Origin of the sequence: Mesorhizobium salmacidum (SeqCode), from assembly GCF_037179605.1 — a bacterium.
Lineage (GTDB): Bacteria > Pseudomonadota > Alphaproteobacteria > Rhizobiales > Rhizobiaceae > Mesorhizobium > Mesorhizobium salmacidum.
On sequence record NZ_JAPYKS010000007.1, the window covers coordinates 222,703 to 244,501 of the forward strand.

20 protein-coding genes, 1 tRNA gene and 1 pseudogene are annotated in these 21,799 nt (G+C 61.9%); 4 read left to right on the forward strand and 18 right to left on the reverse strand.

All coding sequences use genetic code 11. The annotated features are described in order from the left end of the window. Nucleotides 1-21: 21 nt before the first annotated feature. Together O7A60_RS12195 and O7A60_RS12200 are read right to left on the reverse strand one after the other, a co-directional pair. Nucleotides 22-260 (reverse strand): annotated as a pseudogene (locus O7A60_RS12195) (glutathione S-transferase N-terminal domain-containing protein); the annotation flags it as partial. After that, nucleotides 261-884: a TetR/AcrR family transcriptional regulator gene (locus O7A60_RS12200; protein WP_337106473.1), complete on the reverse strand. Its 624-nt coding sequence runs from the start codon at nt 882-884 to the stop codon at nt 261-263. Between the two features lie 223 nt (nt 885-1,107). Here O7A60_RS12200 and O7A60_RS12205 point away from each other — a divergent pair, with 223 nt between their 5' ends. Beyond that, nucleotides 1,108-1,860 (forward strand): SDR family oxidoreductase, encoded by a 753-nt coding sequence (locus O7A60_RS12205; RefSeq protein ID WP_337106474.1) that lies wholly within the window; start codon nt 1,108-1,110, stop codon nt 1,858-1,860. Nucleotides 1,861-2,098: 238 nt separating this feature from the next. Here O7A60_RS12205 and O7A60_RS12210 read toward each other — a convergent pair whose 3' ends face one another. Beyond that, nucleotides 2,099-2,485, reverse strand: a complete 387-nt coding sequence (locus tag O7A60_RS12210; protein WP_337106475.1) for a limonene-1,2-epoxide hydrolase family protein — start codon at nt 2,483-2,485, stop codon at nt 2,099-2,101. A gap of 62 nt (nt 2,486-2,547) precedes the next feature. Further along, nucleotides 2,548-3,510, reverse strand: a complete 963-nt coding sequence (locus O7A60_RS12215) for an aldo/keto reductase (RefSeq protein WP_337106476.1) — start codon at nt 3,508-3,510, stop codon at nt 2,548-2,550. Between the two features lie 133 nt (nt 3,511-3,643). On the opposite strand from O7A60_RS12215, the gene O7A60_RS12220 reads away from it, so the two are divergent. Then, on the forward strand, nt 3,644-4,525 hold the full coding sequence (locus O7A60_RS12220; protein ID WP_337106477.1) for an AraC family transcriptional regulator: 882 nt from the start codon (nt 3,644-3,646) through the stop codon (nt 4,523-4,525). A 329-nt stretch (nt 4,526-4,854) separates the two neighbouring features. Here O7A60_RS12220 and O7A60_RS12225 read toward each other — a convergent pair. Then, a tRNA-Leu gene (locus tag O7A60_RS12225) sits at nt 4,855-4,939 on the reverse strand. Between the two features lie 235 nt (nt 4,940-5,174). On the opposite strand from O7A60_RS12225, the gene lipB reads away from it, so the two are divergent. Beyond that, a complete protein-coding gene (gene lipB, locus O7A60_RS12230) occupies nt 5,175-5,918 on the forward strand; it encodes a lipoyl(octanoyl) transferase LipB (protein ID WP_337106478.1) in 744 nt (247 codons plus the stop codon). 7 nt (nt 5,919-5,925) lie between these two features. Here the strand turns inward: lipB and O7A60_RS12235 are convergent, their stop codons facing one another. From O7A60_RS12235 to mce, 6 genes are all read right to left on the reverse strand, one after another. Continuing rightward, nucleotides 5,926-7,176: a site-2 protease family protein gene (locus O7A60_RS12235; protein ID WP_337106479.1), complete on the reverse strand. Its 1,251-nt coding sequence runs from the start codon at nt 7,174-7,176 to the stop codon at nt 5,926-5,928. Nucleotides 7,177-7,602: 426 nt separating this feature from the next. Continuing rightward, complete coding sequence (locus O7A60_RS12240) at nt 7,603-8,331, reverse strand: ABC transporter ATP-binding protein (protein ID WP_337106480.1); 729 nt, start codon at nt 8,329-8,331, stop codon at nt 7,603-7,605. Next, complete coding sequence (locus O7A60_RS12245) at nt 8,283-9,569, reverse strand: lipoprotein-releasing ABC transporter permease subunit (RefSeq protein WP_337106481.1); 1,287 nt, start codon at nt 9,567-9,569, stop codon at nt 8,283-8,285. Before O7A60_RS12245 ends, O7A60_RS12240 begins: the two co-directional genes overlap by 49 nt. Then, entirely contained in the window at nt 9,566-10,894 is a 1,329-nt protein-coding gene (gene proS / locus O7A60_RS12250; RefSeq protein WP_027145279.1) for a proline--tRNA ligase, read from the reverse strand. Before proS ends, O7A60_RS12245 begins: the two co-directional genes overlap by 4 nt. 664 nt (nt 10,895-11,558) lie before the next feature. Then, the gene (locus O7A60_RS12255; protein ID WP_027145280.1) at nt 11,559-11,843 is read right to left on the reverse strand and encodes a DUF1467 family protein; all 285 of its coding nucleotides are present in this window, start codon (nt 11,841-11,843) and stop codon (nt 11,559-11,561) included. After that, nucleotides 11,840-12,244 (reverse strand): methylmalonyl-CoA epimerase, encoded by a 405-nt coding sequence (gene mce / locus O7A60_RS12260; protein WP_337106482.1) that lies wholly within the window; start codon nt 12,242-12,244, stop codon nt 11,840-11,842. The genes O7A60_RS12255 and mce overlap by 4 nt, the downstream gene beginning before the upstream one ends. Before the next feature lie 125 nt (nt 12,245-12,369). On the opposite strand from mce, the gene O7A60_RS12265 reads away from it, so the two are divergent. Then, on the forward strand, nt 12,370-13,233 hold the full coding sequence (locus O7A60_RS12265; protein WP_337106483.1) for an MBL fold metallo-hydrolase: 864 nt from the start codon (nt 12,370-12,372) through the stop codon (nt 13,231-13,233). A 16-nt stretch (nt 13,234-13,249) separates the two neighbouring features. On the opposite strand, the gene O7A60_RS12270 is transcribed toward O7A60_RS12265, so the two are convergent. From O7A60_RS12270 to O7A60_RS12300, 7 genes are all read right to left on the reverse strand, one after another. After that, nucleotides 13,250-14,920, reverse strand: coding sequence for a ribonuclease J (locus O7A60_RS12270; protein WP_027145283.1), 1,671 nt, complete (start codon nt 14,918-14,920; stop codon nt 13,250-13,252). A gap of 94 nt (nt 14,921-15,014) precedes the next feature. Further along, nucleotides 15,015-15,836 (reverse strand): biotin--[acetyl-CoA-carboxylase] ligase, encoded by an 822-nt coding sequence (locus tag O7A60_RS12275; protein ID WP_337106484.1) that lies wholly within the window; start codon nt 15,834-15,836, stop codon nt 15,015-15,017. 4 nt (nt 15,837-15,840) lie between these two features. Next, complete coding sequence (gene nuoN / locus O7A60_RS12280) at nt 15,841-17,277, reverse strand: NADH-quinone oxidoreductase subunit NuoN (RefSeq protein ID WP_337106485.1); 1,437 nt, start codon at nt 17,275-17,277, stop codon at nt 15,841-15,843. A 19-nt stretch (nt 17,278-17,296) separates the two neighbouring features. Beyond that, on the reverse strand, nt 17,297-18,802 hold the full coding sequence (locus O7A60_RS12285; RefSeq protein WP_337106486.1) for an NADH-quinone oxidoreductase subunit M: 1,506 nt from the start codon (nt 18,800-18,802) through the stop codon (nt 17,297-17,299). Then, a complete protein-coding gene (gene nuoL / locus O7A60_RS12290) occupies nt 18,802-20,775 on the reverse strand; it encodes an NADH-quinone oxidoreductase subunit L (RefSeq protein WP_337106487.1) in 1,974 nt (657 codons plus the stop codon). The genes O7A60_RS12285 and nuoL overlap by 1 nt, the downstream gene beginning before the upstream one ends. Before the next feature lie 10 nt (nt 20,776-20,785). Next, nucleotides 20,786-21,094, reverse strand: a complete 309-nt coding sequence (nuoK, locus tag O7A60_RS12295; RefSeq protein WP_027145288.1) for an NADH-quinone oxidoreductase subunit NuoK — start codon at nt 21,092-21,094, stop codon at nt 20,786-20,788. A gap of 1 nt (nt 21,095) precedes the next feature. Continuing rightward, nucleotides 21,096-21,716: an NADH-quinone oxidoreductase subunit J gene (locus O7A60_RS12300; RefSeq protein WP_337106488.1), complete on the reverse strand. Its 621-nt coding sequence runs from the start codon at nt 21,714-21,716 to the stop codon at nt 21,096-21,098. Nucleotides 21,717-21,799: the final 83 nt, after the last annotated feature.

Sequence of the window (21,799 nt, forward strand, 5' to 3'; positions counted from 1 at the left end):
GCCGAGCACGAGGCGGCGCGACTGGAATGCGTGGAGCACGGGCACCTCGCCGGTCGGCGACATGGCCAAAAACCAATCCGGCTTATTGGCGAGGTCGACCTCAATCCGCTTAATCGGCACGCCCTTTCATTAAGAGCGATCGCGGCTCGTTGCACAAACGGACATAATGGATTGCTGACGAGGGTGAGGGAGAATTCAGTCCCAGGGTTTGCTCCAGATGAAGGTACTTTGGTGGGTTTGACGGCTGCGTTCGCAGGCATTCAAGCGAGTTTGGCGCCATAGCGCGCCAGGAAGGTGGCGACAGCTTCGTCAATGATGACTGACAAGTCTTCGTCGGTGCCGCCACAGCCCGGCGCCATCAGTTCAGGCCAGAACGCCTGCCCGGCGATCGTGGCCAGGAAAGCCTGAGCAGCGAGCTTGGCGTCGGGTACGATGAGGTTTCCGGCCTGCGTCTCTTCAATCACATAGGCGCTCAGCCGATCGAGATAAGGCTCGAATCCGCGGCCGAACAGCATCTGCCCCAAATCGGGAAAGCGCAGGCTTTCAGCGATGATAAGCCTGAAAATGGCGACCATTCTGGGCTGGCGCATCCGGTCGGCATAGTCACGCCCGATCTTGCGCAGGCTTGCGTTCGGATCGCCGACGAGAACATCCGCGTGGCAACCGCTTTCCAATGTCCAGAATTCCTCAACGATCGCTTCAAAGAGCGAAGCCTTGGTTGGATAGCGCCTGAACAATGTGGCGGTCGACACGTCAGCAAGTTTTGCAATCTGCTGAAGTGATGTTGCTCCGTAGCCTTGTTCGAAGAAGAGCTTGGTGGCCGCCGCCACAGAAGCGACGCGCTTCTCCTCCTTGACCCGATCTTGATATGTCTCGCCTGTCATCGCCGTTTCCTGAGGCCCTTGCGCCTTCTTTGTGGGTGTAGGTCCACCAGATAAGCACAAGCTGGCCAACAATCAAGGTAAGTGGCTTAACTTGACATCAAATTTGCGCATCTATATGGGAACTAAGTGACTTAACTCACCACCAGGAGATCCACTGGATCGGTCGCGAGTTGAAAGTCAATTGCCAGCTTCATCGAGTCAAATTGCAAGGAATGGAAATCACATGAATCGCCTCGACGGAAAACGGACGCTTATCACTGGCGGCACTTCGGGCATTGGCCTGGAGACAGCCAAGCAATTTTTGACCGAGGGCGCGCGCGTCATGGTTACTGGCAATAATCCTGACTCTATCGAAAGAGCAAAGGCCGAACTGGGTTCGAATGTTCCTGTGCTGCGGGCCGATAGCTCGGATGTCAACGCGCAAAGGAAACTTGCCGAGTCGGTCAAGGAGCATTACGGCCAGTTGGACGTGGCCTTCCTCAATGCCGGCGTTTCGGTCTGGCAGCCGATCGAGGACTGGACAGAAGAAGCCTTCGATCAGTCTTTCGCCATAAACGTGAAGGGCCCCTATTTCCTGGTGCAGTCGCTGCTGCCCGTCTTCGCAAATCCGGCCTCGGTGGTGTTCAACACCTCGATCAACGCTCATGTTGGCGCCGCCCGGTCATCGGTCTATGCCGCCACAAAGGCGGCGTTTCTCAACCTATCCAAGACGCTCTCCAGCGAACTCATGGATCGCGGCATTCGCGTCAATGCAGTAAGCCCCGGCCCGGTCGAGACGCCGCTTTACGACAAGCTCGGCATTCCGGACGCCTATCGCGCACAGGTCAACAAGGATATCGCAGGGTCCATCCCCGTCGGCCGTTTTGGCACACCGCAAGAGGTCGCCAAGGCCGTCATCTATCTCGCCTCTGATGAATCGGCGTGGACCATCGGCTCGGAAATGATTGTCGATGGCGGTCGGATGCTGAACGGCTGACCGAAGGCGCCGCATCGCTGCCTTGATAACTGCTAATTGCGAGCTGAGTGGCACTGTCACTCAGCTCGCAAGGAGGCGATACCATGGGAAAGTGTCACGACATGATCCTTTTTCGTATGAGCTAAGGAGGCGTCCTGCGCACCGCTTTCGACATCGGGAGGTCGGGCGGGCGTTCACCGATGATGATGAAAGCGGCCATGGCGTCCGCCCCGGCGATGCGGTGGGAATGATCGACCCGTCATCCCGCGGCGAGTTTTGAGACCGCGTTGATGTCGAAGTAGTCGCGCCAAGCGACAATGTGATCGCCTTCGATTTCGTAGATTCCCATCAGGGTCATCCTTCCGATCTCGCTGCCGTCAGCGCGTTCAAACCGGTCCAGCCGCTCTGTCAGCACGCGGTTCCCGTCTGCGGCAATGGCGAGCATGTCGATGTGAACGGTAGCGATCCTCATGGATTTCTCGAGCTCGTTGATCATCCCGATCGCTTCTTCAATGCCGGTGGTGGCGGAAATGCCGACGTTGACCCACAGCGTCTTAGGTGTGAACCACCGCCGTACAGCGGGCCTACCGCGATCCTCGGAATAGGCAGCGCAGAAATCAGTCACGACCTCAATAGGTCTCGTCATGTTAGAATTCCTTCGTTGATATGGTTGGGGGGCGACAGCCCCCAGTCCACCCTTGAAATAGACTAGATCCAGGTCGGCGTGAATTCAGCGGCATAGCGCTCGCCGAAGCCGCCGCCTGGAAGGATATCCTTGATCCTGGCCAGGTCTTCCGCGGACAGCACCAGATCGGCCGCTCCGACGTTTTCAGCCACACGTTCCTGTCGACGCGAGCCTGGGATCGGCACGATGTCGTCGCCCTGAGCCAAAAGCCAGGCCAGTGCCAGCTGTGACACGCTGGCCCCTTTGGTTCTGGCCAGCTCCGTCAACTGACGCACCGCTTCGAGGTTCTTCTCGAAATTGCCGGGCTGCCAGCGTGGATCGCCTCGGCGCATGTCGCTTTCCTCGTACTCAGCGGCGGGTTTGACCGCTCCAGTCAGAAAGCCACGGCCGAGCGGTGAGTACGGGACGAAGCCTATGCCAAGCTCCCTCAAGGTCGGGAACAGGACTTCGACATCGCGCTCGAACACTGAATATTCGGTCTGCAGCATTGCGACTTCCTGCACGGCGTGGGCCTTGCGGATCGTCTGGGCGCCTGCTTCGCTCAGCCCGAAATACTTGACCTTTCCCTCAGCGATCAGATCCTTGACCGTACCCGCGACATCCTCAATCGGCACGTTTGGATCGACGCGGTGCTGATAGAGGACGTCGATATGGTCGACGCCGAGATAGCGCAGGCTGTTCTCGGTGACTTCGCGAATGTGCTCCGGACGGCTGTCGGAACCCCAGGAGGGGGTGAACCCAAACTTGGTCGCCAAGACGACCTTATCGCGGAAGCCCTTGACGGCGCGGCCGATGAACTTCTCGTTTTCTCCCCAGCCATAGAGCTCGGCGGTGTCGAAAAAGGTCACGCCCAGGTCATAGGCGCGGCGGATCGTTTGGAACCCGGCCTGCTCATCGGCGGCACCATAGGCCAGGTGAAAACCCATGGCGCCGTATCCGATGGCGGAGACTTCCGGGCCGTTAGTGCCCAATTTGCGTTTTTGCATGTTTTGTATCCTTCCGTGGTACGGGAGGAATGTGGGTCAGTCGGCAGGCTAGTGCGATGCCTGATGGTCCTGATTGATTGCCTGATCCTGCCGGCAGGTTGATTTTTTCAGGTAACTGGCACCTGATGAGACCATGGAAAAACTCGACGAACTCCGATCCTTGGCTATCCGTCATGCCGGAGCCCAACACCCCGGTATGCCGCGGCTGAGTGTCCACAGCATTGCTGAACCGACAGAAATGACTGCTCTGGTTTATGATCCGATGGCCTTCATCGTACTTCAGGGAGCCAAGCGTACGATCATCGGGGATAAGGTGTTCGAATACGGCCCGGGTCAGACCATGGTCGTTGCCGCCGAAATCACGGCCATGGGCCAGATCCTCGAGGCGTCGGTGGACAGCCCGTTCCTGGCGATAAACCTCAATCTCGATCCTGCTGTAATAACGAACGTGGTGCTCTATCTGTCCCAGACGCCCGAGCTGCAGATGCAGCCCGGATTCGGTTTCAGCATGGCCAATTCCGAGTTGATAGGCGCCTGGCAAAGGTTGCTGGAAATGTATGAGCGCCCGAAGGAGATTCCCGTGATGGGGCTCCATTTGGAGCATGAACTGATGTTTCGGCTGATGCTGGGCCCGCACGCGGAGATGCTGCGCCAGATTGCCGGAGTCGACTCCCGGCTGTCCCACATCCGACAGGCCATGGCCTGGATTCGCGAGCACTACACGGAGCACCTCAGCGTTGAGGACATGGCCGCCGTAGCCGGCATGAGCGAGTCCGTATTTCACCGCCGCTTCAAGGCCGTGACAGCTCTAAGCCCACTGCAGTATCAAAAGCATATCCGACTGCAAGAAGCCCGCCGCCGCCTGGTTGCTAGGCAGGGTGATGCTGCCTCTGCCGGTTTTGCGGTGGGCTACAAGAGTACCTCTCAGTTCAGCCGTGAGTACAGACGCCTTTTTGGCGAGCCGCCGCGACGGGATGCTGATATGGTGCAAACGATCGTCGAAACTGCCGTCTGAAAGGTGAAGGGCAAGTGCGTAGGAGCAAAGGCGACGTGCACTACGCCGTGGCGACCTGACGCGGCGTGTCAAAGGCTGACGCGGTTTTCAATCTTCGTTGTTCGGGCTGAACACCTGCAAACCATCCTATTTGTACGCCTTTGACGCCGATCGCCGCACGCATGGCTGAGAGGTCTTTCGAACGCAGCGTCGCTAGACTATGTGTCGCTCATAAGTAACCACAGGAGAAATCGAACTCGGACAGCGACCCCACCCCGCACTGCTCCGGCAGGCGAGGTTCAGCCTTGCCGCCAGTTGCCAGCAGCCTTTCGGCTCGACAAATCCGGCATTGGTGCGGTCGAGAAGACTCGAACTTCCACGGGTTGCCCCACAGCGACCTCAACGCTGCGCGTCTACCAATTCCGCCACGACCGCACGTGGTAGGAGCCGGAACCGACCGGCTCGCGGCGTGTAGCAAATCGTTTCCGGCGAAACAAGTGCGCGATGAGCAATAATGTCCGGCAATTGGCATAACGTTGCACAGGATTGCATTGAGCATCCGGAACTGGACGTTTGCGCCTGATGTCGCCATATGGAGGCCAAAGGCATGTCGCCCAAAAGTGCAAGGCGGTTTTGGGGCCACGACATGTATAAGTAAAAGCGACACACCATGACAGAACGCAGCCAGATCGCCACGTCGTTCCTCCCCTTGCCCGGTTCGGCGCCGGTAGAATGGCTGGTCGAACCTGGCCTTACCGCCTATCCCGATGCGCTGGCCTTCATGGAGGCGCGCGCCGAGGCGATCCGCAGCGGAGCCGCCGGCGAGATGGTCTGGCTGGTCGAGCATCCGCCGCTCTACACCGCCGGCACCAGCGCCCGCATCGAGGACCTGATCGAGCCTGACCGCTTTCCGGTCTTCGCGGCCGGTCGCGGCGGCGAATACACCTATCACGGGCCCGGCCAGCGGGTTGCCTATGTCATGCTCGACCTGAAGCGCCGGCGCGAGGACGTGCGCGCCTTCGTCGCCGCGCTCGAACAGTGGATCATCGGTACGCTCGCCGCCTTCAACGTGCGCGGCGAGCGCCGCGAGGACCGGGTCGGTGTCTGGGTGGTGCGGCCCGATCGCCCTGCCTTGCCGGATGGCTCACTGGGCGAGGACAAGATCGCGGCAATCGGCATCAGGCTTCGGCGCTGGGTCAGTTTTCACGGCATAGCCATCAATGTCGAGCCGGACCTTTCCCATTTCGGCGGCATCGTGCCCTGCGGCGTGCAGGACCATGGCATCACCAGCCTCGTCGACCTTGGCCTTCCCCTGACGATGGCCGATCTCGACCTGGCGCTGAAATCCGCGTTCGAGGATGTGTTCGGTCCTGCCGAGGCCTTGCCCGCCCAAGTGGCCCGCAAGACCGGCTGACCGCGCTTCAGATCAGTTGCGCCGACGCCCACAGCACGCCGCAGCCATGGATGGCGAACACCGCCAGCAAGGCCCCTGCGATGACGAGACGGTCGACGGTGCCGATCGGCTCAAGTTCGTGACGTGGCTTCACGCCGCTGCCGACGGTGAGCAGGCTGAGGATCGAAAACACCGCACCGGCCGCCAGCAGGAAGCCCGACGAAAAACCAGCCCGCCAGCCGAGCGCCAGAAAGGCCGAAAGCAGCGAGAAGGACGCCAGCGCCAGGACGACCGGCCCCGGGCAGATCTGGCGCAGCACCTGGCCGCCGTCGAATTTCCACACCGGCACCAGATTGGCGATGTTGAACAGGGCCACGCAGCCTGCAAGCGCGGCCAGCAGCGCGGCCGCGGCCTTGTGGCCCTCGCCACCGGCAAGCACGCTGGCGGCAATGACGATCGGCACCAGGAAGGCGGAGAACCCCGCCCCCATCAACGCCACGAAGGCCACTTCGAAACGGCTGTTATAAGGCCGGCCGCCAATGGCGATACCGCCAAGCAGCGGGATGAAGATCATCCGCGCCCTGCGATGGCCCGTCAGCCGAAACGCCGCCATGTGGCCGAGTTCGTGCAGTGCCACCACCGACGTCAGGATCGCGGCCAGCGCCAGCCCGCCAAGATGAAGGCCGAAGAACGGCCACAGCATCAACGCCGACAGCACGGCAAAGCCGACCTGGCTCAGCGGATGCTCGAACCAGCCGCCCTTGCGGTACTGCCCGGTCTTTGCCCAACGCTGCAGCTTGGAGAGCTCGCGGCGCATGGCGAAGTACCGGAACACCAGGAAAGCGACGCCGCGATACCGGTCTGTCCGGCTGAGCGTCACGCGTGTGCCGCCGCCCTCCGAAACCAGTTCGGCGGTCTCGCCATAATCCTTCCAGAACGGGCCATCGAGCGCGGTGTCCTCGATCACCCGCATCGAGAAGCGGCTGCCCTCGACGACATCTTCAAACCGCGCCCTGCGCTCGATCGGCTTGCCGTCGCGGCCTTCCCACGACAGCATGATGCGGGCCACGCCCTCTTCGTCCAGTGGCTGCGCCGACAGGATCTCGCCGGACCAGCCGGCGTCGCTGCCAAGCGGCCACAGCGCCTGCCACAGGCGCTCCCGGTCCATTGCCACGACGCGGCTCGACCGGACCGTGCGCAAACCGAGCGGCACGGTCATCAAGAGAAAGATCAGCCCGAGATTGCTGGCCACGAGAATGGCCGTGACGATGGGCGACACCTGGACGTTGCTCCTGCTTGGAGGCGCACCCTAACGTCGCGGCGGCAAGAAAAGCTTAACGGCGGAGCGGCTTACGGCCATCGGGAAACAACGATGGCGGATGCCGCCAACTCACATGGCTCCGATCCAGATCGCCATGGAAACAAGAAACGCACTCATGCAAACCAGCGAGATGACATCCTGAACCAGATCGGTCATAACTCTCTCCTGTTGTGGATATGTTTCTAAGTTGTTCTAATTTTGTTCCATTGTCAACGAACAGAATCCGACCGCATCCAAAATCTCCGGGCGATCAGATCGACAGGGTTAAGAATAGGTTGACAGCCCGCCGCCTATCAACAGGCAGGGGAAATGGCGGGCGTGGGGCACTCGCGAAACGCGCAGGTGTTGAGTTTCAGGTCAGGCCGGCAACACCTGACGCACAGACTAAAGCGGCACCACCTTGCCGTCGGAGAGCGTGACCCGCCGGTCCATGCGCGATGCCAGTTCGTGATTGTGGGTGGCGATCAGCGCGGCGAGACCCGATTGCCGCACCAGCGCCTCCAGCGCCTCGAAGACGTAGGAGGCGGTGACCGGGTCCAGGTTGCCGGTCGGCTCGTCGGCGAGCAGCACCAGCGGCGCATTGGCGACAGCTCGCGCAATGGCGACACGCTGCTGCTCGCCGCCAGACAGCTCGGATGGCCGGTGCGACGCCCGCTTGCCGATCTGCATGTAGTCGAGCAGTTGTGCGGCGCGCTCGCCCGCTTCCTTGCGCGGCAGCCCCTTGATGAGCTGCGGCATCATGATGTTTTCCAGCGCCGAAAACTCCGGCAGCAAATGATGGAACTGGTAGACGAAGCCGACATCGTTGCGGCGAATCGAGGTACGCTCGTCGTCGGACAACCGGCCGCAGGCGCGGCCGGACAAGATCACGTCGCCGGCGTCGGGACGCTCCAGCAGGCCCGCCGTATGCAGCAGCGTCGACTTGCCGGTGCCCGACGGCGCCACCAGCGCCACCATTTCGCCGCGCCGCAGCGAGAAGTCGGCGCCGTTCAGGATGGTGAGCTTGCGCGGCCCCTGGACGTAGTGCCGCTCGACGCTCTTCAACTCGATAATGACCTCGGCCACTACTCGTACCTCAAGGCTTCGACCGGATCGAGGCGGGCCGCTCGCCATGCTGGAAACAGCGTTGCCAGGAAGGACAGTGCCAGCGCCATGATGATGACATAGGTCGTCTCGCGCGGATCCATCTTGGCCGGCAACTGGCTGAGGAAATACAGCTCCGGATTGAACAGCACCTTGCCGGTCATCCAGGAGAAGAACTGGCGGATCGATTCGATGTTGGTGCAGATCAGGACGCCGAGCAGCACGCCGGCGAGCGTGCCCGTCACGCCGATCGCCGCTCCGGTCATCAGGAAGATTCGCAGGATGGCATTACGCGAGGCGCCCATGGTGCGCAGGATGGCGATGTCATGCCCCTTGTCCTTCACCAGCATGATCAGTCCGGAAATGATGTTGAGCGCCGCCACCAGCACGATCAGCGTCAGGATCATGAACATCACGTTGCGCTCGACCTGAAGGGCGGAAAAGAAGGTCTCATTGCGCTGGCGCCAGTCGACGAGGTCGATGGGGCGTTGCGCCGCCTCTTCCACCTTGGGTTTCAGCGCATCGACATCATCGGGATTGTCGACGTAGATCTCGATCGTCTGCGCCCGGCCGTCCATGTTGAAATAGAGCTGCGCTTCGGAGAACGGCATGTAGACGATGGAGCTGTCATACTCCGACATGCCGACTTCGAAGATCGCGGCGATCTTGTAGCCCTTCATGCGCGGTGTGGTGCCGAGCGGCGTCACATCCCCTTCCGGCGAGATCAAGGTGATGGTATCGCCGAGCGCCAAGCCGAGATTCTCGGCCATGCGCTTGCCGATGGCGACGCCCTCGCCGGTATCGAAATCGGCGAGTGTGCCTTGCTTGATGTTGCTGGCCACGATGGCGATCTTGCCGAGGTCTTCACCCCTGATACCGCGCACCAGCGCGCCAGAGCCGCCGCCGACATTGCCTTGCGCCAGCACCTGGCCATCGATCAGCGGAATAGCGTATTTGACGCCGGACACGCCGTTGATGCGGCTGGCGACCTGGGCATAGTCCTCGAGTGGCGAATCGAGCGGCTGCACGATCAGATGGCCGTTGACGCCGAGTATGCGCGTCAAAAGCTCGGCGCGGAATCCGTTCATCACGGCCATGACCACGATCAGCGTGGCGACGCCCAGCATGATGCCGAGAAAGGAGATCGAGGCAATCACCGAGATCACCGTCTCCTTGCGCCGCGAGCGCAAATAGCGCCACGCAACCGTGCGTTCGAAGATTGAGAACGGGCCGGCGCCCGCCGATCTCGCTGCCGCCGCCTCGCTCATGCGGTGGCACCGAAGCGTTTTGCCGCGTCGGCGATCGGCAGCGTCACGCGCTCGCCGCTCTTGCGATTCTTGATCTCGACCTCGCCGGCAGCCACGCCGCGCGGTCCGACAATCACTTGCCAGGGCAGGCCGATCAGGTCGGCGGTGGCGAATTTGCCGCCCGGCCGCTGGTCGGTATCGTCGTAGAGCACGTCCTTGCCGGCGGCCGTGAAGGCAGCGTTGAGTTCGTCGCAGACGCGGTCGCAGTCGGCGTCGCCCGCCTTCATGTTGATCAGGCCGATATCGAACGGCGCCACCGCTTCCGGCCAGATAATGCCGTTCTCGTCGTGGCTGGCCTCGATGATCGCCGCGACCAGCCGCGACGGGCCGATGCCGTAGGAGCCGCCGGAGGCGAAATGATCCTTGCCGTCGGGCCCGGTCACCTTGGCGCCCATCGGCTTGGAGTATTTCTCGCCGAAGTGGAAGATATGGCCGACCTCGATGCCGCGCGCCGATACGCGGTCACCTGTCGGGACCTTCTCCCAGGCCGCCTCGTCATGCATCTCGTCGGTGGCGGCGTAAGGCGTCGTCCACGTCTTGACGATATCCGATATCTCGCCGTCATTGGCGAAATCGGTGTTCGCGCCGGGCACGGCAAGCGACAGATAATCGCGGTGGCAGAAAACCTGGCTCTCGCCGGTATCGGCCAGGATAATGAACTCATGGCTGAGATCGCCGCCGATCGGCCCGGTGTCGGCCCGCATCGGGATTGCCTGCAGGCCCATGCGTGTGAAGGTCCGGAGATAGGACACGAACATCCTGTTATAGGCGGCCCGCGCGCCCTCGAAGTCGAGATCGAAGGAATAGGCGTCCTTCATCAGGAATTCGCGCGAACGCATCACGCCGAAGCGCGGCCGCACCTCGTCACGGAACTTCCACTGGATGTGGTAGAGGTTGAGCGGCAGGTCCTTGTAGGACTTGACGTAGGCGCGAAAAATCTCGGTGACCATTTCCTCGTTGGTCGGTCCGTAGAGCATGTCGCGGTCCTGACGGTCCTTGATGCGCAGCATCTCCTTGCCGTAGTCGTTGTAACGGCCGCTCTCGCGCCACAGATCGGCCGACTGGATGGTCGGCATCAGGATCTCCAGCGCACCGGCGCGGTTTTGCTCCTCGCGGATGATCTTGCAGACCTTGTCCAGCACCCGCTTGCCCAGCGGCAGCCAGGAAAAACTGCCCTGCCCCTGCTGGCGGATCATGCCGGCGCGCAGCATCAGCCGATGCGAGACGATTTCGGCCTCGCGCGGATTTTCTTTAAGGATAGGCAGGAAATAGCGCGACAAACGCATGGACTGGTCCGTGAATGAGAATGGCCACGCCAGAATCGGCGGGGCGCAGGCTTGCTTGCCCCGGCTTCATAGCGATTTCATGACCGAATGGAAACCCGGCCATCCCACCACATCAGCCCCTTCCGTCCCGGAATCCCGCGCTTCGGATCAGTCCGCGCCGACAATGGAACGCACCGAACCTCTTCGGATTTGCCCACCAATTCTTTGCGCGCGTCAATCGCGAACATGCCGCAAAGGCTCTATCGACCCTGGCTGTCCGTTTCAAAAGCAAAGCCTGCCGCACTATTGTGCAGTGCAGCACGAGAATGCCCGTTTCAAGGCAAAATTCTTCGTGACATTTTCATTTCCGTTAGGCTAATGTGCCCCGATAACCGAGAGGGCAGAAACAAATCTGCCTTCCTACGCGGTCAAAGTCTTGGGAGGATGCGATCTAGGCGCGGTTATTCGCTGCCGCCGGACACCGGAAACAGATCGGACGCGTTTAATTGCAAGGCCTTGTGCCTTGCATTTTTTTTGTGCAATCATCTGGTTAGCGCCGCGAATTGCCAGGCTACATGACCTTGCGTCAGCAGCCCATGGCCGGCAGGCGGGGCGGCATCTCAATATCATCCGCAGCGCTCCGATCTCGTTCGAGCAGCCTTGGTGAGCAGCCTTGCCGGGCTCTTTATTTCGCTGGGGTCTGGCCGAAATCCGGCACGATGTGCGGGATGTCGTTGAGGCTATATCCCAGCCCGTGCGTCAAACCGTAGAAAGTGCCCATCAGGATCGCCGTCGCGACGGTGGTGCGGATCACGGCACGCAACATATGCGGCCCACGCGGCGCGCTCGCAACCGTGCCCAGCGTCACGTCGTGATCGTCATCCTGCGTCTTGACGCTGAACGGCAGAACGGCAAACAGCACCACCCACCAGGTCGCGAAAAACAGGGCGGTGAACGAGACCCAGCTCATGATTGCTCCAGTTCGATCAGCGTGCCGAAGAAATCCTTCGGATGCAGGAACAACACCGGCTTGCCATGCGCACCCAGCTTGGGATTGCCGTCGCCAAGCACGCGGGCGCCGGCAGCCTTGAGCTGGTCGCGCGCGGCCAGGATGTCGTCGACCTCGTAGCAGAGATGATGCATGCCGCCCGATGGGTTCTTCGCCAGGAATGCCACGATCGGCGAGTTCTCGCCGAGCGGCTCCAGCAATTCGATCTTGGTGTTGCCGACATTGACGAACACCACGGTGACGCCATGTTCCGGCAAAGCCTGCGGCTCGGTCACTTCGGCGCCGAGTGTGTTGCGGTAAGCGGCAAGGGCGGCAGTCAAATCCGGCACCGCAAGCGCGACATGGTTCAGCCGTCCGAGCATGGCGAGCTTTTTTCTCCCAGGTCCAAGGTTGGCGTCATACGTCAAATCAACCGAGACCGACAGCCTTTCACGAGGCGCGCACTGTCGCACCTGTTGCAAACGACATCAGCGAAGTACAAACGGCAATGTCCGGAATCAGCCCTGCCCGCGCCCGCGTGTTCACCTTCGATCTCGGATCGTTCAAAGTTGCCGCTTTGCTCGACGCCGTCGATATCAGAGACAAGCTTGCATCGGCTTTCGCGGCCGGACAGCCGCCGGCGGCCGTGCACGAACTCGCGGTCTCGAACTTCATCGACCAGGATCGCTACGAGCATTGCTTCATCCCGACGCTGATCGACACCGGTTCCGAAAAGATCCTGTTCGACACTGGCTGCGGAGATGAAGACAGTTCACTCCTGGACTGTCTGCAAGCCCTTGGGCTCGGCCCCGATGACATCGATGTGGTGGTCATCACGCACGGGCATCCGGACCACATTGGCGGGCTTGTCCGGAACGGCGAACCGGTTTTCAGCAGGGCGCGCTATGTATTCGGCGCGGCGGAATTCGCCTTCTGGATCGAAGGAAATGCGGTGCGCGCGGCCAGGTTGGCCAACCGTGATCTCTTCAGGCGGATTTGCACCGGACTGGCCGATCGCGCGACATTCATTGAACCTGGAGACGAAGTGGTGCCGGGCATCACCGCCATCGACGCGGCCGGTCACTCACCCGGGCTTTTGGCCTTCCTTGTCGAAAGCGGCGGGCAGCAATTGCTGATCTGGTCGGACGCTTTCCTGCACTATGTCGTGTCCATCCAGCGTCCGGAGTGGCATGCCGATTTCGACGACGACAAGGAAAGGGCAATCGAGACCCGCGAGCGGCTGCTGAGGATGGCTTCGGAACGGCGCCTGCTCGTCGCAGGTCATCACATGCCGTTTCCGGGTCTGGGCTATGTCGGGCAGACAGGCGGGTCCTTTCGCTGGATTCCGGTCAGCTATCAGTTGAACGTCTGACCAGCCCCTGCCCCTCTCAACGGGTTACGAAAACAGTCACCAGCGGTTTCTTGCCCCAGGCTTCGTTGGCCGCGCCGCGCACCGCGCGCCGCACCGCCTCCTGCACAAGGTCGAGGTCCTTGCGGCGCTGACGCGGGATCGAATCGACCGCGCCGACGGCCGCATCGATCATCAGGTCCTCGAGCGTCTCGCCACGGGCATCGGCCTCGGCGACGCCGATTGCGACCAGATCGGGATCGCCGGCCAGTTCATACTTATCGTCGAGAACCACATTGACCGCGACATGACCGGCAAAGGACAATTTGCGCCGGTCGCGAATACCCATCGCCTGGTCGGTGCCGATCAGATTGCCGTCCTTGTAGACGCGGCCGAACGGCACCTGGTCGATGATGGTGGCGGGACCTGGCGCCAGCCGCAGCATGTCGCCATCGCGCACCTGCGCCACCTGGCCGATGCCCGACATCGACATCAGCGAACCCTGCGCCACCAGATGCGCGGCCTCGCCGTGTACGGGAACGCCTATCTGCGGGCGCACCCATTCATACATCTTGCGCAGTTCGCTGCGCCGGGGATGGCCGGAGACATGCACCAGCGCATCGCCGTCCTCGATGATCTTGATGCCGAGATCGATCAGGCGGTTCTTGATTTCGAGGATCGCCTTTTCGTTACCGGGAATGGTGCGCGAAGAAAACACCACCGTGTCGCCCGCCGTCAGAGACACCGATTTCATCTCATCGCGCGACAGTTTCGCCAGCGCCGCCAGCGGCTCGCCCTGGCTGCCGGTGCAGATGATGACCAGGTTCTCGCGCGGAATGAAACCGAAATCCTCCTCGGCGATGAACTCCGGCAGACCGTCCATGTAGCCAAGCTCGTCAGCGACATCGATGACGCGCTTCAGCGAGCGGCCGAGCACCAGGCACTGGCGGCCGGCATCGCGCGCCGCCCGGGCGATCGAGACGATACGTCCGACATTGGAGGAAAAAGTGGTGACGGCGACGCGGCCCTTGGCGGCCTGGATGACACCTTTCAGGCCCTCGCCCACGGCCACTTCCGAGGGTGAATCGCCTTCGCGCAGCGCGTTGGTCGAATCGCAGATCAGCGCCAGCACGCCCTTGTCGCCATAGGCGCGGAAGCGCGCCTCATCGGTCTTGGGTCCGATCGTCGGTTCCGGATCGATCTTCCAGTCGCCGGTATGGATGACGGTGCCGGCCGGCGAGGTGATCGCCAGCGACATCGGCTCGGGGATGGAATGCGCCACCGGAATGGCTTCGATCTCGAAGGGACCGACGGTGAACTTTTCGCCGGCCCGGTAGATCGACAGCGGGATCTTCGGTGCGCCCTGCTCGCCCTGCCGCTTGGCTTCCAGCAGCCCGGCGCTGAATGGCGTCATCCAGACCGGCGCCTTCAGCTTCGGCCAGGTGTCGAGCAGCGCACCATAATGGTCCTCATGCGCGTGGGTGATGATGATGCCGCGCAAATTGGCGAGGTTCTCCTCGATAAAGCGCGTGTCGGGCAGTATCAGGTCGACGCCCGGATGCGCCGCATCGGGAAAGGTGACGCCGACATCGATGACGATCCACTCGCGCGCGCTCGGCGGGCCGTAGCCGTAGAGGGCGAAGTTCATGCCGATCTCGCCGACGCCGCCAAGCGGCACGAAGACGAGTTCGGCGTTGTCCGCTTTCGCCATGGTTTTTCCCTTCCTGGCCCTCAGGCCAAGCCGTTAAAGCAATTCCAGCAAAAGTGTCTAACCGTTTTCAGCCCGGAATTGCTCAAAAACAAAACTATACCCGCGCGGACGCGACCGCGCCGAAATGCACATCTCCGGCGGCGACCGTCAAAACGGCTCCCTCATCGTCGCGGATCACGAAACGGCAGTCCTCGTCAATGGTCTCGAACACGCCACGCACCACATTACCGTCAATTCTGACAGCAACCTCGGCGCCAAGGCCCGCGGCGCGGGCCAGCCAACGCTTCCTGATGGCGGCAAGGCCACGCCCTTCATCCCAAAGGCGGGCATTCTCGCTCCAGGCATCCGACAGCGCCAGAAACAGCGTTTCGGCATCGCAAGCCGCGCCCAACGCGTGAAGCGATGTCGCGGGATACGGCAAATCCTGCGGGTGCGCCACCACGTTGACACCGATGCCTACCGCCACCGCGAAACGGCCACCATCAAGCATCGCCGACTCCAAGAGGATGCCGGCGAGCTTGGCCCCGGAGGCGAGCACGTCGTTCGGCCATTTTAGCTCGAAGCGGTTCCGTCCCTGGCTCGCACCGTCGAGGCCTATCGCGATGCGGCTCTTCGGCACCACCGCGTCAAGCGCGTCGGCCAGCGCCAGCCCGGCGACAAAGCCGAGCGTCGCGGCAAGGCGAAGCTCGCCGGCGGTGATGACAAGCAGCGTCGCCGCCAGATTGCCTTCCGGCGTTGCCCAGGCGCGGCCTCGCCGGCCACGCCCGCTCTCCTGCTTCTTGGAAACGACCCAGAGCTTGCCCGGGTCGCCCGCCCGGGCATGGTCCAGCGCCAGCGCGTTGGTGGAGCCGACACTGTCATGCGCTTCGAGCCGGAACCCTTCCGACGCCGAGGTTGGAGCCAGCCGAAATGCCATCCCGTCAGAAAAATGTCTTGGCGGCGGCTTCGGCATAGGTGCCGATCGGCCCGCCGATCAGCACATAGAACAGCACGAACGCGCCACTGACGCCGAGCACGACACGCAATTCGCTGGCCATCGGCACGAAGCCGCCGACCGGCTCATCGAACCACATGATCTTGATGATGCGCAGATAATAGTAGGCGCCCACCACCGAGGCCAGCACGCCGATGATCGCCAGCGCGTAGAGATTGGCGTTGATGGCGGCGAGGAAGACGTACCATTTTCCCCAGAAGCCGGCGAGCGGCGGAATGCCGGCCAGCGAGAACATCAGGATGGTCAGGATCGTCGCCATCGCCGGGTTGGTCGACGACAGGCCGGCGAGATCGCTGATCTGCTCGACATTGCCTTCCTTGCGCCGCATGGCGAGGATGAAGGCGAAGGTGCCGAGCGTCATCACCAGGTAGATCAGCATATAGATGGCGACGCCGCGCACACCGGCCTGGCTGTTGGCGGCGAGGCCGACCAGCGCGTAGCCCATATGGCCGATCGAGGAATAGGCCATCAGCCGCTTGATGTTGGTCTGGCCGATGGCGGCGAAAGCGCCAAGCGCCATCGAGGCGATCGAGATGAAGACGATGATCTGCTGCCAGTCGGAAGCGATCGGCTTGAACGCCCCCATGGTGACGCGCACGATCAGCGCCATCGCCGCCATTTTCGGCGCTGCCGCCAGGAAGGCCGTCACCGGCGTCGGCGCACCTTCATAGACGTCTGGCGTCCACATGTGAAACGGCACCGCCGAGATCTTGAAGGCAAGCCCGGCCAGCACGAAGACGAGGCCGACGACGAGGCCAAGCTGGCGCTCGCCGCCGCCAAGCGCGGTGGCGATCTCCTGGAAACCGGTGTTGCCGGTGTAACCGTAGACCAGGCTGATACCGTAGAGCAGCATGCCCGAGGACAGCGCGCCGAGGACGAAATATTTCAGGCCCGCCTCGGTCGAACGCAGATTGTCGCGGTTGATCGCCGCCAGCACATAGATCGCCAGCGACTGCAGTTCGAGGCCGAGATAGAGCCCGATCATGCCGTTGGCCGAGATCATCAGCATCATGCCGAGCGTGCAAAGCAGGATCAGCACCGGATATTCGAACTTGTCGAAACGCTCCGCCTTGGCAAAGCGCATCGACATGATGAGCGTCACCGCCGAACCGACCAGCGCCAGCACCTTCATGAAGCGGGCGAAGGAATCCTGGATGAAGGCATTGCCATAGGCGGTGCCCTGCCCTGCGTGGAAGATCAGCCAGGCGCCTGCGACCACCAGCACGGCGACGGCAAGGCCGGTCACCGTATTGGCGGTGTTGGAACGCGAATAGGCCCCGACCATCAGCAGCGCGAGCGCGCCGATGGCAAGGATCAGCTCGGGCGTCGAGAGCGACAGGCTGGAGAGAAGGTCCGGCGTCATGGTTCGCAAAACCCCTGGGTCAGTTCGCCGCCGCGGTCTGCGCGGCGCCGATGGATGCGGTGACATTGGTGACGAGCGACTTGACCGACTGGGCCGTCGCGTCGAAGACGGGTGCTGGATAGACGCCGAAGAAGATGACCAGCACGACCAGTGGATAGATGATCGCCTTCTCGCGGGTCGACAGATCGAGCAGTCCTTTCAGGCTGTCCTTGGTCAGTGCGCCGAAGATCACCCGGCGATAGAGCCAAAGCGCGTAGGCGGCCGACAGGATGACGCCGGTGGCGGCGAAGAACGCCACCCAGGTGTTGACGCGGAACACGCCGAGCATGGTCAGGAACTCGCCGACGAAGCCTGACGTGCCAGGCAGGCCGACATTGGCCATGGTGAAGATCATGAACACGGTGGCGTATTTCGGCATGTTGTTGACGAGGCCGCCATAGGCAGCGATCTCGCGGGTATGCATGCGGTCATAGATGACGCCGACGCACAGGAACAGCGCGCCCGAGACCAGGCCGTGGCTGAGCATCTGGAAGATCGCGCCCTGCACGCCTTCCTGGTTCATGGCGAAGATGCCCATGGTGACGAAGCCCATATGGGCGACCGAGGAATAGGCGATCAGCTTCTTCATGTCCTCCTGCATCAGCGCCACCAGCGAGGTGTAGATGATGGCGACGACCGACAGCGTGAACACCAGCGGCGCGAACATCTCGGACGCCAGCGGGAACATCGGCAGGGAGAAGCGCAGGAAGCCGTACCCGCCCATTTTCAGCAGGATGGCGGCCAGGATGACCGAGCCTGCCGTCGGCGCCTCGACATGCGCGTCGGGCAGCCAGGTATGTACCGGCCACATCGGCATCTTCACCGCGAAGGAGGCGAAGAAGGCGAGCCACAACCAGGTCTGCATGTTGGCCGGGAAGCTGTGCGTCAAAAGCGTCGGGATGTCGGTGGTGCCGGACTGGAAGAACATCGCCATGATGGCGAGCAGCATCAGCACCGAGCCGGCCAGCGTATAGAGGAAGAATTTGAACGAGGCGTAGACGCGCCGCTTGCCGCCCCACACGCCGATGATGATGAACATCGGGATCAGGCCGGCTTCGAAGAAGACGTAGAACAGCACGATATCCAACGCGCAGAACACGCCGATCATCAGCGTTTCCAAAAGCAGGAAGGCGATCATGTAGGCCTTGACGCGCTTCTCGATCGCTTCCCACGACGCCAGGATGCAAAGCGGCATCAGGAAGGTCGTCAGGATGACGAACAGCATGGAAATGCCGTCGACGCCTATATGGTAGGAAATGCCGGAGTCCAGCCAGGCGACCTTTTCGACGAACTGGAAGCCGGCCTGCGAATTGTCGAAGCCGGTCCAGATCAACAGCGACACCAGGAAGGTGAATGCCGTGGTTATCAACGCAATGGCGCGGATGTTGCGTCGCGCGTTTTCGCTGTCATCGTTGATGAACAGGATCAGCAGCACACCAACCAGCGGCAGGAAGGTGACCAGCGAGAGGATTGGCCAGGCGGTCATCAGAGCATCATCCAGGTGACGAGTGCGGCAACGCCGATCAGCATGGCGAAGGCATAGTGGTAGAGATAGCCGGTCTGCAGCTTGACGACGCGGTTGGTGACATCGACGACGCGCGCCGAAATGCCGTCCGGCCCGAGCCCATCGATGATGGTCCCGTCACCGGTCTTCCACAGGAAGGAACCGAGGCGCTTGGCCGGCCGCACGAACAGGAAGTCGTAAAGCTCGTCGAAATACCACTTGTTGAGCAGGAAGGCGTAGAGTCCGCGATGCTGGGCAGCGAGATTCCTCGGCATTTCCGGCGACCGGATGTAGAACTGCCAGGCCACCGCGAGCCCTATAAGCATGGCGATGAAGGGCGAGAGCTCGACCCACAGCGGCAATTCGTGGATCTCGTGCAGGATGTGGTTGTCCGCCAGCGTGAACAGCGACGCCTTCCAGAATTCGGCGTAGCCCTCGCCGATGAAGGCGCTGTGGAAGATGATGCCGGCAAACAAAGCGCCGGCCGCCAGGATGAACAGCGGCACCAGCATCACCGGCGGTGATTCATGGACGTGATGCATCACCTCGTGGCTCGCCCGCGGCTCGCCATGGAAGGTCATGAAGATCAGCCGCCAGGAGTAGAAGGAGGTGAAGCCGGCGGCGATGACCAGGGCCACGAAGGCCAGCCCCGCGACCGAATTGTGCCCGGCAAAGGCCGTCTCGATGATGGCGTCCTTGGAGAAGAAGCCGGCGGTGCCGATGACGGTCACCGGAATGCCGACGCCCGTCAGCGCCAGCGTGCCGATCACCATCATCCAGTAGGTGGTCGGGATCAGCGTCCTCAAGCCGCCCATCTTGCGCATGTCCTGCTCGTCGGAGACGGCATGGATGACCGAGCCCGAGCCAAGGAACAGCAGCGCCTTGAAGAAGGCGTGCGTGAACAGATGGAAGATCGCCGCGCCATAGGCGCCGACGCCGAGCGCCACGAACATGTAGCCGAGCTGCGAGCAGGTCGAATAGGCGATGACGCGCTTGATGTCGTTCTGGACCAGGCCGACGGTCGCCGCGAAGAAGGCGGTGAAGGCACCGATGAAGGTCACCACCGTCAGCGCCGAATGCGACAATTCGAACAGCGGCGAAAGCCGCGCCAGCATGAACACGCCGGCGGTTACCATGGTTGCGGCATGGATGAGCGCCGACACCGGGGTCGGGCCTTCCATGGCGTCCGGCAGCCAGGTGTGCAGCGGCACCTGCGCCGACTTGCCCATGGCGCCCATGAACAGCAGCAGGCAGACGACGGTCATCGCCGCCTGCTTGTCCAGCGCATGGCCGAAGAAAGTGAGCACGGCGGCACCCTGCGGCGCGCCTTCAGCAGGAATGAACGTCGCCGCATTGGCGAAGATCGTGCCAAGATTGACCGAGCCGAACAGCACGAACAGGCCGAAAATGCCGAGCGCGAAGCCGAAATCGCCGACGCGGTTGACGACGAAGGCCTTGATGGCGGCGGCATTGGCCGACGGCTTCTTGTACCAGAAACCGATCAGCAGGTAGGACGCGAGGCCCACCCCTTCCCAGCCGAAGAACATCTGCACGAGGTTGTCGGCCGTCACCAGCATCAGCATGGCGAAGGTGAACAGCGACAGATAGGCGAAGAATCGCGGCCGGTTCGGATCGTGGTGCATGTAGCCGATCGAATAGATGTGAACCAGCGCCGACACGGTGTTGACCACCACCAGCATCACCACTGTCAGCGTGTCGATCCGCAGCGCCCAGGAGACGTCAAGGCCGCCGGACTGGATCCAGTGCAGCACCGGCACGGTGAACACCTCGCCATGGCCGAAACCGACGCTGAAGAAGGCGACCCATGACAGCACGGCCGCGATCACCAGGAAGCCGGAGGTGATGTATTCGGATGCCTTGGCACCGAGCGACGTGCCGAACAGGCCGACGATCAGGAAGCCGAGCAGTGGAAGGAAGACGATGGCCTGATACATGGTGGTTCCGTCAACCCTTCATGGCGTTCACGTCTTCGACCGCGATCGAGCCACGGTTGCGGAAGAAGACGACGAGAATGGCAAGTCCGATTGCGGCTTCAGCCGCCGCGACCGTCAACACGAACAGCGCGAACACCTGGCCGACCAGATCGCCGAGCGCTGCCGAAAAGGCGACGAAGTTGATATTGACGGCGAGCAGGATCAATTCGATCGACATCAGGATGACGATGATGTTGCGGCGGTTGAGGAAGATGCCGAACACGCCGAGCGTGAACAGGATCGCCGATACGGCCAGATAATGTGCGATGCCGACGACCATCTCAGACTCCTTCGCCCGACTTGACCTTGCGGATTTCCATGCCGGTCGCCGGCGTGCGGCCGACCTGGGCTGCGATCGACTGCCGCTTGACCCCTTCCTTGTGGCGTAGCGTCAGGACGATGGCGCCGATCATGGCGACCAGCAGGATGAGGCCCGAAATCTGGAAGTAATAGAGGTAGTCGGTATAGAGGATGTCGCCGAGCGCTGCCGTGTTCGAGCGCGCGGCGAGATCCGGAATGGGCTTTGCGACCGTCGAGGCGAGCTTCGGCGCGAAGGTGTAGCCTCCCAGCACGACGATCAGCTCCGCCGCCAGGATCAGCCCGACCATCGCACCGATCGGCGCGTATTGCAGGGCTCCTTCCTTCATCTCGGCGAAGTCGACGTCGAGCATCATGACGACGAACAGGAACAGCACCATGACGGCGCCGACATAGACGACGAGCAGGATCATCGCCAGGAACTCGGCGCCGGTCAGCATGAACAGGCCGGCCGCGTTGAAGAAGGTCAGGATCAGGAACAGCACCGAATGCACGGGGTTGCGCGACGAAATGACCAAGAACGCCGACGCCACCGCGACAAAGGCGAAGAGGTAGAAAAAGGCCGCCTCTAGTCCACTCAGCATTGGGGATCCCCCGGGTTCCTGTCCGGACACGACGCTTGCGCCTATCCGATTTTCTGCCGCCGCCTCCGGCTGGCAAGTTGCTT

What these genes read in the sequence shown, in the direction of transcription:
- O7A60_RS12200 (WP_337106473.1), bottom strand. Translation starts at nt 884, where the DNA reads ATGACAGGCGAGACATATCAAGATCGGGTCAAGGAGGAGAAGCGCGTC.
- O7A60_RS12205 (WP_337106474.1), top strand. Translation starts at nt 1,108, where the DNA reads ATGAATCGCCTCGACGGAAAACGGACGCTTATCACTGGCGGCACTTCG.
- O7A60_RS12210 (WP_337106475.1), bottom strand. Translation starts at nt 2,485, where the DNA reads ATGACGAGACCTATTGAGGTCGTGACTGATTTCTGCGCTGCCTATTCC.
- O7A60_RS12215 (WP_337106476.1), bottom strand. Translation starts at nt 3,510, where the DNA reads ATGCAAAAACGCAAATTGGGCACTAACGGCCCGGAAGTCTCCGCCATC.
- O7A60_RS12220 (WP_337106477.1), top strand. Translation starts at nt 3,644, where the DNA reads ATGGAAAAACTCGACGAACTCCGATCCTTGGCTATCCGTCATGCCGGA.
- lipB (WP_337106478.1), top strand. Translation starts at nt 5,175, where the DNA reads ATGACAGAACGCAGCCAGATCGCCACGTCGTTCCTCCCCTTGCCCGGT.
- O7A60_RS12240 (WP_337106480.1), bottom strand. Translation starts at nt 8,331, where the DNA reads ATGGCGAGCGGCCCGCCTCGATCCGGTCGAAGCCTTGAGGTACGAGTA.
- O7A60_RS12245 (WP_337106481.1), bottom strand. Translation starts at nt 9,569, where the DNA reads ATGAGCGAGGCGGCGGCAGCGAGATCGGCGGGCGCCGGCCCGTTCTCA.
- proS (WP_027145279.1), bottom strand. Translation starts at nt 10,894, where the DNA reads ATGCGTTTGTCGCGCTATTTCCTGCCTATCCTTAAAGAAAATCCGCGC.
- O7A60_RS12255 (WP_027145280.1), bottom strand. Translation starts at nt 11,843, where the DNA reads ATGAGCTGGGTCTCGTTCACCGCCCTGTTTTTCGCGACCTGGTGGGTG.
- mce (WP_337106482.1), bottom strand. Translation starts at nt 12,244, where the DNA reads ATGCTCGGACGGCTGAACCATGTCGCGCTTGCGGTGCCGGATTTGACT.
- O7A60_RS12265 (WP_337106483.1), top strand. Translation starts at nt 12,370, where the DNA reads ATGTCCGGAATCAGCCCTGCCCGCGCCCGCGTGTTCACCTTCGATCTC.
- O7A60_RS12270 (WP_027145283.1), bottom strand. Translation starts at nt 14,920, where the DNA reads ATGGCGAAAGCGGACAACGCCGAACTCGTCTTCGTGCCGCTTGGCGGC.
- O7A60_RS12275 (WP_337106484.1), bottom strand. Translation starts at nt 15,836, where the DNA reads ATGGCATTTCGGCTGGCTCCAACCTCGGCGTCGGAAGGGTTCCGGCTC.
- nuoN (WP_337106485.1), bottom strand. Translation starts at nt 17,277, where the DNA reads ATGACGCCGGACCTTCTCTCCAGCCTGTCGCTCTCGACGCCCGAGCTG.
- O7A60_RS12285 (WP_337106486.1), bottom strand. Translation starts at nt 18,802, where the DNA reads ATGACCGCCTGGCCAATCCTCTCGCTGGTCACCTTCCTGCCGCTGGTT.
- nuoL (WP_337106487.1), bottom strand. Translation starts at nt 20,775, where the DNA reads ATGTATCAGGCCATCGTCTTCCTTCCACTGCTCGGCTTCCTGATCGTC.
- nuoK (WP_027145288.1), bottom strand. Translation starts at nt 21,094, where the DNA reads ATGGTCGTCGGCATCGCACATTATCTGGCCGTATCGGCGATCCTGTTC.
- O7A60_RS12300 (WP_337106488.1), bottom strand. Translation starts at nt 21,716, where the DNA reads ATGCTGAGTGGACTAGAGGCGGCCTTTTTCTACCTCTTCGCCTTTGTC.